Source organism: Rubrivirga sp., from assembly GCF_965213695.1.
GTDB lineage: Bacteria > Bacteroidota > Rhodothermia > Rhodothermales > Rubricoccaceae > Rubrivirga.
The window spans coordinates 1,947,770-1,959,878 of the sequence record NZ_OZ243912.1; the positions used below are offsets into that span (position 1 = coordinate 1,947,770).

Below are 12,109 nucleotides of genomic sequence, written 5' to 3' on the forward strand. Positions count from 1 at the left end.
AGGGGTCGCCGCTTGTGCCCAACGTCGGCGCCGGCCTCGGCCGTGCCCCGGCGCCGGGTTATCGGGGCCGGACGGTCGCGAAGCCGCCGTCGACCGACAGGGTCTGGCCGGTGACCCACCCGCTCCGCCCGCGGTCGAGCAGGAACGCGAGCGCGTCGGTCAGATCCTCGGGCTCGCCGATCCGCCCCAACGGGTGGAGCGCGGCCGACGCCGCCTCGGCCTGCTCGGTCGCCACCAACCGCCCCGCCAGCGGCGTCCTCACGAGCCCCGGCGCGACGGCGTTGACGCGGATGCCTTTGGGCGCGTACGTCGCCGCGGCCGACCGAACGAGGCCCTCGACGCCGGCCTTGGCCGCCGCGATCGCCTCGTGGTTCGACAACCCGTAGCGGCCGGCCACGCTCGACAGGAGCACGATGGAGCCACCGCCCGGCTCCTTGTTCGACGGCATCGCCCGGGCCGCCGCGCGGACGAGGTAGAACGCCGTCTTGAGGTTCAGCGTGAGCGTTTCGTCGAGCTCGTCGGGCGACGTCGCGTGCGCCGGCTTGAGCAGGATCGAGCCGACCAGGTTGACGGCCCCGTCGACCCGGCCGTGGGCCTCGGCGGCGGCCGAGACCAGGCCCGAGACGGCGTCGGCGTCGGTCGCGTCGAGCGTGAACGCCCGGGCGCCGATCTCGCCGGCGAGCGCCGCCAGCCGGTCGCCATCGCGGGCGCCGAGCACGACGCGGGCGCCCTCGCCCGCGAGCCGCCGCGCGAGCGGGGCGCCGATGCCGCCGGTGCCCCCAACGAGAACGTAGACGGGGCCGTCGGAGGTCATCGGAGGACGGCGTCGATAAGGTGGACGACGCCGTTGTCGGCGTCGAGGTCGGCGTCGGTGATCCGGGCCGTCGTGCCGCCCGAGCGGACGGCGAGCCCGTCGCCGGCCTCGACAAACGAGACCTCGGACCCGCCGACGGTCTCGATCGACAGGTCCGGGAACACGTCGACGGAGAGCATCCGGGTGGCCACGACGTGGCCGAGGAGGGCGGCGCGCGCGGCGTCGGGGTCGGCTTCAAGGGCCGCGACGGCGTCGTCGCCGAGCGCGGCGAAGGCGTCGTCGGTGGGGGCGAACAGGGTGGTGGTCGTGGCCGTGTCGGCGAGCGTGGCGTCGAGCCCGCTGGCGGCCAGGAGCCGGGCGAGCGTCCGCAACTGCGGGTTGGCCGAGACCACGTCGGCGACCGACTGGCGGCCGTCCACGGCCGGCGCCGGGGCGGGGTCGGTCGGCGGGGGAGGCGTCGGGGCGGGGTCCTCGGCGCAGCCGACGAGGGCCGCGAGGAGGAGGGCGAGGAACAAGCGCATCGGGTCAGGCGAGCGAGACCAAGTCGGGGACGAACACGCGCAGCGTCGCGTAGAGCCGCCGGAGCGGCAGGCCGACGACGTTGAAGTAGTCGCCCTCGATCCGCTCGACGAAGACGGCCCCCAGGTCGTCCTGGATCCCGTACGCGCCGGCCTTGTCGAGCGGCGACCCGGTCGTGACGTAGGCCGCGATCTCGGCGTCGGAGAGGGCCGCGAACGTGACGGCCGTCGTCTCGAACGCCGTCGCCTCCCGGCCGTCGAGGCCCAGCGCGATCCCGGTCGCGACCGTGTGCGTCCGGCCGCTGAGGCGTCTCAGGGTTCGGGCCGCGTCGTCGGCGTCGGCCGGCTTGCCCAGGACCTCGCCGTCGAGCACGACGACGGTGTCGGCGGCCAGGACGAGCGCGCCCTCGGCCGGCGTCGCGCGGGCCTTGCGCAGGGCGACCTCGGCGGCGGCCGGTCCGGGGTCGAGGCCCTCCGGCCACGTCTCGTCGGCGTCGCTCGGGCGGACGTCGAACGCCAGCCCCAACCGGGCCAGCAGGTCGCGCCGACGCGGCGACGCGGACGCGAGGACGAGCGGGACGCGGAGGGACAGCATGGGCACAAGATCGCCCCGTGTTGTGGTCGCGGAGCGTCGGGCGTGGCCCTTCCCCGGGGCGAGCGCACGCTCGAACGACGCCCCGGCACCGGCTGGCGGACCCCCTGTCCGCACGCCCCTCGCTCCGCTCAACGGGCGCCCGGACGGTCCCCCCTGAGGGCAGGGCTGCTACGTTCTGTCGATAGCAACCAATGGACAGTCGTCATTCCCGCGCACGCGGGAATCCATGCGGCCATTGTGTTCGGCGAGCGGCACCGTATGGATCCCCGCCTGCGCGGGGATGACTGTCGTTTTGTGTAGGAATACGACTCGCGCCCGAGAACGTAGCGGCCCTGCCCTTGAAGGAAGACAACTTCCCGGCCTGGGAGCCCTTCGGCTCCGCTCAGGACAGGCTCCGCAACCGGAAGGGGAGCAGGAGGTCTGCGCCAGAGCGTGCGCTCCCCCTTAGCCCTTCCCCAGGGCGAGGGCATTTTCGACTCGCGGCTCGGAAACGGGTTCGGAGGGTGGGTGTGTGGGAGTGGATTCCCCCTTGTTCTGGCGGTCTCGGCCCGCCTCCCGCGCGGTCCTACGCCACCGACGGCCGACGGCGGGCGGGCCCCGGCGCGAGCCGCCTCGACCGGACCAGCTCGGGCGCGTACACCGACACGGCGATCGCGCCGAGGTTGAACACGAGCGCCAGCCCCAGCGCCCAGCGCCCGAGCCAGTCGCCGTGGCGGACGTAGAACGTCTCGCCGCGGAACGTCGGCACCTGGAGGGCGCGGGTGTCCTGGTCCATCCACCCGGCCGTCTCCTCGATCTCGCCGCTGGGGTGGATGAGCGCCGAGATCCCGTTGACGGTCGAGATCACGACCGCGCGGCGGGACTCGATGGCCCGCATCCGGGTAAACTGGAGGTGCTGGTAGAGGCCCGCCGAGCGGCCCCAGAGGTCGTTCCGGGACAGGACCACGATGATGTCGGCCCCGGCCTCGGTGAACCGGCGGACGTGGTCGCCGAACATCGACTCGAACCCGACCGCCGTCGCGATCTCGGTCCCGTCGGCGTCGAACAGGACCCGGTCGGTGCCGGCGGCGGCCTCGCGGTCGGCGAACGGGACGCCCCGCATCTGGTCGTAGCGGAGGGCCGGCTTGCCGGGCCGGATCAGGACGGCCGCGTTGGCGATCTCGTCGGCGTCGGGCGACCGGTGGCCGCGCTCGACGCCCTCGGCGGCGACGAGGGCGCCGGCCAGCAGCGTCACCCCGCGGGCTTCGGCCCAGCGCTGGAGCCGGTCGTAGAGCTGGGCCTCGCCCTGGTCCGTCCCCATAAACGGGAGCGACGTCTGGGGCCACACGAGGAGCCGGATGCCGGACGTGTTCGGAGGCGCGGCCGGCGCCGTCGAGCCCCCGGCCGACGCGCGGGGGGGGCCGCCCGCCAGCAGCTCGTCGGAGAGCCCGGCGAGGTGGTCGACTTTGACCGCCGCCTCCTGGCCGTCCCAGTCGCGAGGCGACACGCCGGGCTGGACGATGCCGACCGTCGTGTAGCCGGCGGGGACGTCGGCCTGGGCCGTCCGGACGCCGCCGTAGGCGACGGGGACCGCGACGAGCGCCGTGAACACGGCCATCGACGCGCCGCGGCTGGTGGCGAGGTCCCCGGACGCCCCGGGGCGGGGGAGCGCGAGGAACGCGGTGACGTTCAAGAGCAACACCCAGAGGCTCAGGAGCAGGACGCCCCCGACGTCGGCCATCTGGATAAAGTCGACGGCGTCGGCCTGGGTGTAGCCCAGGACCAGCCACGGGACCGACATCCCGACGGCCAGCGTTACGAACTCGGCGGCCAGCACGTTGACGGCCAGCGAGACCAGCCCGGCCACCAGCCCGAGCCGGTCGCGGACGACGCCGGCCACGGCGAACGCGGCCACGAGCGGGATCGGCACGACGAACAGGCTGACGCCGCCGAACGCCGCGCGCGAGGCGTCCGGGTTGAACAGGAGCCAGAACCCGACGCAGCAGCTCGTGGTCAGGAGCAGCGCGTACAGCTCGCGGACGTAGTCGACGCTGGGCCGGCGCTGGGCCCACCGCGCGAGGAGCGGGACCAGGCCGACCCAGGCGAGCGGGTACATCCCCAGCGGCGGCAGGCTCAGCGCGATCAGGAGCGCGCCGGAGAGCGACCAGCCGAACGAGCTGAAGGGGGGCTGGGGGCGCTTGCGGGGGACCATCGGGCTGCGGGGGAGGCCGGCCCCGGTATCGGGCGCTCGGCGGGCGACTTAACCGGGTCGGGCTGGTGGCGGCCTCGACGCCGCCGCGACCGCGCCGCCCCAGGGCGGTGCCGGGGCTACCGCGACCTCCGATGCCCTCCCGGTTTTTGTCGTCCTGAGAAGCTGTTTGGTGAGCGAAGTCGGCCGGAGTCGAAGGATCTAGCGGCCCGCCGCCTGGGAGCCCCGACCGACTCGGCGCCCGCGTCCGGTAGGTCCGTCGGTGGCGCTCAGGGTGAAAAGGGACGTGCGCGCGCGCCGTGGGGGGGGCGTGGCTCCGGCCGCCCCCCGAACGGCGGTCTATCTTGGCGGCTCGCTCGCACCCGGCTCCGCGTGTCCGTCCTCACCGTCTGCAACCACAAAGGGGGTACCGGCAAGACCACGACCTCCATCCACCTGGCCGCCGCCATGGGCCGGCAGGGGCGGCGGGTCCTGGTCGTCGACCTCGACCCCCAGGGGTTCCTGACGCGGATGCTGGGCGCGCCCGAGCCGCCGCCGGAGCACTCGGGCCTGGGCCTGCTCGACGCTGAGGCGGACTTGCAGACGTTCCCCGTCCACGCCGTCAGCGGGTTCGACCTGATCGGCTCGTCGATGGGGCTCACCAAGGCGCTCCGCCGGCTGACCCGGCCGACCGACGTCCTGTGGCTCCGCGAGACCGTCCGCGCCGGCCACGACTACGACCTCATCCTGGTCGACACGGCCGCGGCGCTCTCGGTCTACACCATGAACGCGCTGGTCGCCTCGGACCACGTCGTGATCCCGGTGACGCCCGAGTACCAGCCCGTCGTCGGGGCCGAGCAGACGTGGCAGACGGCCGGGCTCGTCCAGGACAAGCTGAACCCCCGCCTGGCGACGCCCCGGTTCCTCTTGACCCAGGTCGACGCCCGGCTCAACCGGCACGCCCGCTACGCCGAGTACCTCCGGGCCAAGTACCACGACGCCGTCCTGGCGACGGCCATCCGGACGTCGTCGTCGCTCGCCGTCGCCAGTAGGGACGGGCGGACCGTGTTCGACTCGCGCCACACGACGCGCGGCGCCGTCGACTACCTCGCGGCGGCCGACGAGATCGCGGGCTACGCGCTGGACGAGCCGGCCGCGAGCGCTCCGGCTGAGGACCCGCCGTCCGTGCCGGTCCCGTCCGAGTCGCACGGCCCGTCGGCCGCGTCGGCGCCCTCCCCGGCGACCTCGGCCCCCGATGCGCTCCAGCCCGATCCTCCGGCGGACGCCGACGCGCCCGTGCCGAGCCCGGCCGGGTGGGAGCGCCCGGGCCCGTCCTGACGCCGCCCCCTCGACCCCGCCCTCCTCGCCGCCTCCCGCATGGACCCCGTCTCGGCCGACCCATCCTCGTCCGCCCGCTTCACGTCCCGGTGGGGGCTCATCCTGAGCGTGCTCGGGATCGCCGTCGGGACCGGCAACATCTGGCGGTTCCCGCGGATCGCGGCGTCGAACGCGGGCGAGGACGGGGCCGGCGCGTTCCTGGTCGCCTGGCTCGTGTTCCTGGTGGCGTGGAGCATCCCGCTCATCATCGCCGAATACGCGCTGGGGCAGCGGGGGCGGCAGGGCGTCGTGGGCACGTTCGCGACGCTGGCCGGCCCGAAGGTGGCGTGGCTGGGCGCGTTCGTCGCGTTCGTGGCCGCGGCCATCATGTGCTACTACAGCGTCGTCGCCGGGTGGTGCGCCTACTACGTGGCCTCGTCGGCGCTGTCGGGCCTGCCGCCGACGAGCGAGGGGTCGCTGGCGGCGTGGCGGGCGTTCCAGGCCTCGCCCTGGCCCATCGTGCTCCACGGCGGGATGATGGCCCTCGGCGTGCTCGCCGTGCGCGGCGGCGTCAAGACCATCGAGCGGGCGAACACGGTGTTGGTGCCGACGCTGCTGGCGATCGTCGTGGTGGCCGTCGTGCGCGCGCTGACGCTGCCCGGCGCCGGCGCGGGCGTGGCCTACCTGTTCACGCCCGACTGGTCCACGCTGGGCTCGGCGTCGGTCTGGCTGGAGGCGCTGACCCAGAACGCCTGGGACACCGGCGCCGGGTGGGGCCTGATCCTGACCTACGCGGCCTACATGCGCAAGGAGGACGGCGTCGTCCGCAACGCCGTGCTGACGGGCGTCGGCAACAACACGGTGTCGCTTTTGGCCGGGACCATGATCTTCGGGATCGTCTTCGCCGTCCTCGGGCCCCAGATGAGCCAGGCCGAGGTCCTCGACGTGATGCGGACGAGCGGCGAGCGGAGCACGGGACTCACGTTCATCTGGATGCCGGCGCTCTTCGCCGAGATGCCGCTGGGCGCCCCGCTGGCGGTCCTGTTCTTCCTCGCCCTGACGTTCGCCGCGCTGTCGAGCCTGATCTCGATGATCGAGCTCTCGACGCGCGTCGTCGTCGACCTCGGGACGCCGCGCCGCAAGGCCGTCGCTGGCGTGGGCGTCGTGGCGTTTTTGGTGGGCGTGCCGAGCGCGCTGTCCGATCAGTTCTTCGGCAACCAGGACTTCGTGTGGGGCGTGGCCCTGATGCTGTCGGGCGCCTTTATCGCGCTGGCGGTCATCCGCCACGGCGCGGCCCGGTTGCGCGCCGAGGTGGCGACGGAGACCGACTGGCGGCTGCCCCGGCTGTGGGAGCTTTGGATCCGGTTCGCGATCCCGCTCCAGGCCGTCGTGCTGCTCGGGTGGTGGCTGTGGCTCGCGGCGACGGACTACTCCGAGAACTGGCTCGACCCGTTCGAGCCGTACAGCGCCGCGACGTGCCTGCTCCAGTGGGGGGTCGCGCTGGCGGCGCTGTTCGCTCTGAACAAGTGGATGGTCCGCCGGCTGGCGGCCCCGACCCCCGACTGATGGCCACTCCTCCGACCCCCCGCAGGCGCACAATACGCGATGTCGCCAGGGCCCTCCTCGCCGCCGGACCCCCCGCCGCTCTCGCCATCGCTTCGCTCCGCGCGAGACCGGCTGTCCCCCTTGAAGGGGGACAGTCCAGTCGCCCGTTGAGCAAAGCGATGGGCGACTGGACGGGGGGTCCTGCCGTCGTCGCCCTGGTGGCCGCCCTCGTCGCCGGCTGCGCCAGCGCCCCGCCGGCCGTGGAGGGGTCGATGCCTGGCGTCGAAAGGATCGAGTCGTCGGCCCGGCTCGTCCGGACGCCGGCCGAGGAGTCGGGCTACACGCGGACGAGCCGGCACCGCGAGGTGCTCGATGTCCTCCGCCAGCTCGAAGGGCTCTCGGACTTGCGCCTCGGCACGTTCGGCACGACCGTCGAGGGGCGCCCGCTCCCGCTCGCCGTCTGGGGCGCCGACGCGGCCACGCCCGAAGCCATCCGCGCGACCGGCAAAACGCGGGTCCTCGTCATCGGCAACATCCACGGGGGCGAGGTGGCCGGCAAAGACGCCATGCTGGAGTTGCTCCGTGATCTCGCCGCCGGCGAGCATTCCGCCTGGGCCGACTCGGTCGTGCTGATGGTGGCCCCGATCTACAACGCCGACGGGAACGAGCGGATCGGCTATGACAACCGGCCGTTGCAACTCGGGCCCGTTGGAGGGATGGGCGTCCGCCCGAACGCGGACGGGCTCGACCTCAACCGCGACTTTATGAAGCTCGCGTCGCCCGAGGCGCGCGCGCTCGTCGGCCTGATCCGCGACGCCGACCCCCACGTCGTCGTCGACCTCCACACGACCGACGGGACGGCGATGGGGTACCACCTGACGTATGCGCCCGGCCTGTCGCCGAACACGCCGGCCGGCATCGACGCCGACCTGTGGGACCGCTGGCTCCCCGCGATCTCGGACGCGATCCTGGCGACCGACGGCTTCGCCACGTACCACTACGGCAACGTGCCCGGCGCGTTCGGGGAGGAGGCCGCCGCGCCGCGTGGGTGGTACTCGTTCAGTGGCCAGCCCCGGTTCTCGACCAACTACGTCGGCTTGCGGGGGCGCTACGGGATCCTGTCGGAGGCGTACAGCTACGCCCCGTTCGCCGAGCGCGTGGCCGTCTCGCGGCGGTTCGTCGAGGAGATCGTCGAGCGCGTGTGGGAGGAGGCCACGTCGGTCCGCCAGCAGGCGAACCGGGCCGACGCCGAGCGCGTGATGGGGGAGGGGGTGGCCGTCCGGGCGACGTGGCAAGCGCTGCCGCGGCCGGTCGAGATCCTGCTGGGCGAGGTCGACACGGTCGCCCACCCCGTGACGGGCTCGCCGATGCTCCAGCGCCGCGACGTCCGCGTCCCCGAGACGATGCCGGCCTACGTCCGCTTCGGGCCCGAGGAGACCGTCGTCGCCCCAGCGCTGTACCTCGTGGCCGAGGACGCCGCCGACGCTGTGGCCGACCTGCTCGACGCGCACGGGATCGCGTACCGCCGCGGCGCCTTCCCGTCGTCCGGCCGCCAGCGGTTCCGCCTCGACAGCGTGCGCACGGCCGAGCGGCCGTTCCAGAACGTCCGCCAGCAGGAGGTCTTCGGGGCGTGGGAGCCGGCGTCCGGGGCGGGCGGATCGGGGCTGATCGTGCCCGTCGACCAGCCACTCGGCCGCGTGGCCGTGATGCTCTTCGAGCCGCGCTCCGACGACGGGCTCGTCACGTGGGGCGTGGTCGCCGACGCGCTCGCCGCGGGCCGCGTGCCCGTCGAGCGAACCCCCGCCCGCTAGCGGCACTTCGCCCACCCGCCGTGCGTTGAGCCCGCCGATCCAACGTTCCCCATGCGACCCCTCCTCCTCCTGACCCTGCTCGCCGTCGCCGGCTGCACGAGTGACACCGCCGACGCGGACGCCAGCGCCGACGCGGCCCCCGGCGCCGACCTCCCGCTCGTCGAGGTCGCCAGCGCCGAGGCGCTCGTCGACGACCTCGATGGGCTCGACGCCGACCTCGTCGTCCTCAACTTCTGGGCGACGTGGTGCGTCCCGTGCCGGCAGGAGTTCCCCGAGTTCGTCCGCTACGGCCAGGAGATGGAGGGCGAGGGCGTCCACGTCCGGTTCGTCTCGCTCGACCAGCCGACGGACCTCCCGCTCGTCCGCGCGTTCCTGGCCGAGCACGACGTCTCCGACCCGTCGTACCTCTACACCGGCCAGGGCGACGTCACGTCCCAACTCAACCCGTTCGTCGGCGGCGCGCTCCCCATCACGATGGTCCTGGACGGCGACGGCATCGTCCAGGACACGCACGTCGGGGTGATGAGCTACGACGAGCTCGTCGCCACCGTCGACGCCGCCCGCACTGGCTCCACCTCCTCATGACCCGACTCCTCCTGTTTTCTGCCTTGCTCGCTGTGGGCGCGTCCGCCCAAGGCCTGACCTACGGCGACCCGGTCCCGCTCGCGGCCGAGTCGTTCGCCACGGCCGACGGCGCCCAGTCCACGCTGGCGACGGCCGGCGGCCCGGCCGGGCTCGTCGTCGTGTTCTGGAGCAACGCCTGCCCCTGGACCGACCGCTACACCCCGCGCCTGGCGGACCTGGCCACGCGCTACACGCCGGCCGGCATCGGGTTCGTCCTCGTCAACGCGAACGACCCGGCCGTGTCCGAGCGCGAGACGCTGGCGGCCTCGCGCGAGATGGCCACCACGGCCGGCCTGGTGATGCCGTACCTGGCGGATCCCGACGGCCGGCTCGCCGCCGCGTTCGGGGCCACGAACGCGCCCCACGCCTTCTTCTTCGATGGGACCGGCGCCCTCCGCTACGACGGGACGCTCGACGACAGCCCGGCCTCGGCCGACCGCGTCCGCGTGCCGTACCTCGCGCAGGCCATGGACCAGAGCGTCGCCGGCCTGCCCATCGAGGTCCAGCGGACGCAGGCGTTCGGCTGCACCTTGAAGCGGGCGGTCGAGTGAGCAGTCTCATCGACACGACGGACCGACTCCGCCAGCTCTGCGACCGCGCCCGAGCGTTGCCGGCCGTCGCCCTCGACACCGAGTTCGTCTGGGAGCGGAGCTACTACCCCGGCCTGGGGCTCGTGCAAGTTGGGCTCGGCGGTGACGACATCCACCTGGTCGACACCGTCGCCCTCGACGGACAGCTCGGCGCGCTCGGAGACGTGCTCGAGGACCCGGGCGTGGTCAAGGTGCTCCACGACGCGGCCCAGGACTTGCAGATCCTGGCACGCGCGACCGACTCGCTCCCGGTCAACGCCTTCGACACCCAGCGCGCGGCGGGACTCGTCGGGCAGACGGCGACGGCGTCGTTGCAGGACCTGGTCGAGTGGGCCACGGGCGTCCGCCTCGAGAAGGGGGAGACCCGGTCGAACTGGCTCCGGCGCCCGCTCTCCGATTCGCAGGCCCGCTACGCCGAGGACGACGTCCGCTTCCTGCTCGACGTCTACGACACGCTGCTGGCCGAGGCCGAGGCCCGCGACCGGACGGCCTGGGTCGCCTCCGAGATGGAGCGCTACGACGAGCGCTCGCTCTACGACGAGGCCGACCCGAGCGACGCCGTCGACCGGCTCAAGGTGCGAGGGCTCGGCCGGATGTCGGGCCGCCAGCGCGCCGTGCTCCGGGCCGTCGCCGCGTGGCGCGAGGTCGAGGCCCGCCGCCTGGACCGGACGCGCCGGATGGTGCTCCCCGACGAGGCGCTGGCCCAGGTCGCCGAGCGGATGCCGAGGTCCGAGGACGACTTGCGCAAGCTCCGCCTGACCGACCGCCAGCTGGGCCGCTACGCCGACGGCCTGCTCGGCGCCGTCGAGGCCGGCGCCGCCGCTGAGCCCGAGCGGGTCGAGCGGCGCGGACGCCCGGGCCCCGACGACCACCGCCGTGCGGCTCGTCTGCTGGTGGCCCAGGGCTTCCTGGCCGGTCGCTGCGAGCGCCAGGAGGTCGACTCGGGCCTCGTCGCCACCAAGTCCCAGCTCGCGGCGCTTGTCGAGGCCGGGCCGGATGCCGTGGCCGAGGCCTTCCCCGGCTGGCGCTACGACTTCGTCGGGCGCGACCTGGAGGCGCTGCTGCGCGGGACGCTGGCGGTCCGCCTCGACGGCGAGGACGGGTGGCCGGTGGCGGCATAACTTCTGGTTCTACGGCGGCTTGCCATCCTGTAACCGTGCCCGAAGAGACCGTCACGATCACGCTCTCCCCCGACGAGGCGCTCGTCCTCCGCGCGTTCGTCGAGCGTGGCGACGAGACAGGCGACTACTCCCTCGTCCACGGCGGCGAGGTGGCCGCTCTGTGGAGGCTGGAAGGCGCGCTCGATAGGGTCATCGTACCGCCCGACGGCGACGACAGCTACGAGCAGTCGTTGGAAGCCGCTCGGGATCGGCTGGCGGAGCAAGCTGGAACGAAGGACTCGCTTCTGTCTCCGCAGGGTGGGCCGCCGTAGAACCCGCCGCTGCAGGCCGACCGAGGGCATCAGCGTGATTTGCTCCGGGCGGGGCGGCAGCGCATCTCGCGCTCTGACCTACCGCCCCGCCCTCAGCCCTCGGCGGCTGAGCGTCCATCTGTTATGCCTCCTGGTGCCCTTAGATAGGATACCGTGGCTATGCTCAACGTCTACATCGAGACGACTATCCCGAGCTTCTACCACGAAGTCCGAACCGAGCCTGAGATGGTCGCCCGCCGCACATGGACGCGGCAGTGGTGGGACGAGCATCGCTCCGCCTTCGACGTCCTCACCAGCGATGCTGTCGTTGACGAACTCGAACGAGGCGACCACCCGGTTAGGGCGGGAGCCTTGTCGCTGATCGAGCCGCTTGAGCTGCTCCCCATCGAACCCGAAGTCGTGGAGGTGGCGACGGCCTACATCCAGCACAAGCTCATGCCGAACGACCCACTCGGTGACGCGCTCCACTTGGCGCTGGCCTCCTACCACAAGTGCGACTTCCTGCTGACGTGGAACTGCCGCCACCTGGCGAACGCGAACAAGTTCGGCCAGATCAAGCGTATAAACACTATCCTGGGGCTGTTCGTCCCGACGCTAGTGACACCACTCGAACTGCTAGGAGGTACCGACGATGAAGGATGACCCGGCCATCAGGCGTGTGCGCGATGCGCGTCACGCGATCTCGGCGGAATGCGG

General features: G+C 73.1%; 12 protein-coding genes. 8 read left to right on the forward strand and 4 right to left on the reverse strand.

All coding sequences use genetic code 11. The features are described from left to right. Nucleotides 1–58 precede the first annotated feature (58 nt). From ACOOHE_RS08550 to ACOOHE_RS08565, 4 genes are all read right to left on the reverse strand, one after another. Nucleotides 59–814, reverse strand: a complete 756-nt coding sequence (locus ACOOHE_RS08550) for an SDR family NAD(P)-dependent oxidoreductase (RefSeq protein WP_420457382.1) — start codon at nt 812–814, stop codon at nt 59–61. Continuing rightward, nucleotides 811–1,335, reverse strand: coding sequence for a fasciclin domain-containing protein (locus ACOOHE_RS08555; protein WP_420457383.1), 525 nt, complete (start codon nt 1,333–1,335; stop codon nt 811–813). Before ACOOHE_RS08555 ends, ACOOHE_RS08550 begins: the two co-directional genes overlap by 4 nt. Nucleotides 1,336–1,339: 4 nt before the next feature. Further along, nucleotides 1,340–1,927, reverse strand: coding sequence for a Maf family protein (locus tag ACOOHE_RS08560; protein ID WP_420457384.1), 588 nt, complete (start codon nt 1,925–1,927; stop codon nt 1,340–1,342). A 565-nt stretch (nt 1,928–2,492) separates the two neighbouring features. Next, nucleotides 2,493–4,118: an apolipoprotein N-acyltransferase gene (locus ACOOHE_RS08565; RefSeq protein ID WP_420457385.1), complete on the reverse strand. Its 1,626-nt coding sequence runs from the start codon at nt 4,116–4,118 to the stop codon at nt 2,493–2,495. A 369-nt stretch (nt 4,119–4,487) separates the two neighbouring features. Here ACOOHE_RS08565 and ACOOHE_RS08570 point away from each other — a divergent pair, with 369 nt between their 5' ends. From ACOOHE_RS08570 to ACOOHE_RS08605, 8 genes are all read left to right on the forward strand, one after another. After that, nucleotides 4,488–5,432 (forward strand): ParA family protein, encoded by a 945-nt coding sequence (locus ACOOHE_RS08570; protein ID WP_420457386.1) that lies wholly within the window; start codon nt 4,488–4,490, stop codon nt 5,430–5,432. A gap of 39 nt (nt 5,433–5,471) precedes the next feature. Beyond that, nucleotides 5,472–6,977 carry a sodium-dependent transporter gene (locus tag ACOOHE_RS08575; protein WP_420457387.1) on the forward strand — a complete coding sequence of 502 codons (1,506 nt, stop codon included), beginning with the start codon at nt 5,472–5,474 and terminating at the stop codon, nt 6,975–6,977. A 146-nt stretch (nt 6,978–7,123) separates the two neighbouring features. Next, entirely contained in the window at nt 7,124–8,767 is a 1,644-nt protein-coding gene (locus tag ACOOHE_RS08580) for a M14 family metallopeptidase (protein ID WP_420457388.1), read from the forward strand. 51 nt (nt 8,768–8,818) lie between these two features. Beyond that, nucleotides 8,819–9,352 (forward strand): TlpA family protein disulfide reductase, encoded by a 534-nt coding sequence (locus tag ACOOHE_RS08585; RefSeq protein WP_420457389.1) that lies wholly within the window; start codon nt 8,819–8,821, stop codon nt 9,350–9,352. Then, the gene (locus tag ACOOHE_RS08590; protein WP_420457390.1) at nt 9,349–9,942 is read left to right on the forward strand and encodes a redoxin domain-containing protein; all 594 of its coding nucleotides are present in this window, start codon (nt 9,349–9,351) and stop codon (nt 9,940–9,942) included. Before ACOOHE_RS08585 ends, ACOOHE_RS08590 begins: the two co-directional genes overlap by 4 nt. Then, complete coding sequence (locus ACOOHE_RS08595) at nt 9,939–11,102, forward strand: ribonuclease D (RefSeq protein WP_420457391.1); 1,164 nt, start codon at nt 9,939–9,941, stop codon at nt 11,100–11,102. The genes ACOOHE_RS08590 and ACOOHE_RS08595 overlap by 4 nt, the downstream gene beginning before the upstream one ends. Nucleotides 11,103–11,137: 35 nt before the next feature. Next, the gene (locus ACOOHE_RS08600) at nt 11,138–11,413 is read left to right on the forward strand and encodes a hypothetical protein (protein WP_420457392.1); all 276 of its coding nucleotides are present in this window, start codon (nt 11,138–11,140) and stop codon (nt 11,411–11,413) included. A gap of 159 nt (nt 11,414–11,572) precedes the next feature. Then, complete coding sequence (locus ACOOHE_RS08605; RefSeq protein WP_420457393.1) at nt 11,573–12,055, forward strand: type II toxin-antitoxin system VapC family toxin; 483 nt, start codon at nt 11,573–11,575, stop codon at nt 12,053–12,055. Nucleotides 12,056–12,109 lie beyond the last annotated feature (54 nt).

Bases quoted from the DNA above. Each gene is read 5' to 3' on its own strand.
- ACOOHE_RS08550 (WP_420457382.1), bottom strand. From the start codon at position 814: ATGACCTCCGACGGCCCCGTCTACGTTCTCGTTGGGGGCACCGGCGGC.
- ACOOHE_RS08555 (WP_420457383.1), bottom strand. From the start codon at position 1,335: ATGCGCTTGTTCCTCGCCCTCCTCCTCGCGGCCCTCGTCGGCTGCGCC.
- ACOOHE_RS08585 (WP_420457389.1), top strand. From the start codon at position 8,819: ATGCGACCCCTCCTCCTCCTGACCCTGCTCGCCGTCGCCGGCTGCACG.
- ACOOHE_RS08590 (WP_420457390.1), top strand. From the start codon at position 9,349: ATGACCCGACTCCTCCTGTTTTCTGCCTTGCTCGCTGTGGGCGCGTCC.
- ACOOHE_RS08565 (WP_420457385.1), bottom strand. From the start codon at position 4,118: ATGGTCCCCCGCAAGCGCCCCCAGCCCCCCTTCAGCTCGTTCGGCTGG.
- ACOOHE_RS08575 (WP_420457387.1), top strand. From the start codon at position 5,472: ATGGACCCCGTCTCGGCCGACCCATCCTCGTCCGCCCGCTTCACGTCC.
- ACOOHE_RS08560 (WP_420457384.1), bottom strand. From the start codon at position 1,927: ATGCTGTCCCTCCGCGTCCCGCTCGTCCTCGCGTCCGCGTCGCCGCGT.
- ACOOHE_RS08605 (WP_420457393.1), top strand. From the start codon at position 11,573: ATGCTCAACGTCTACATCGAGACGACTATCCCGAGCTTCTACCACGAA.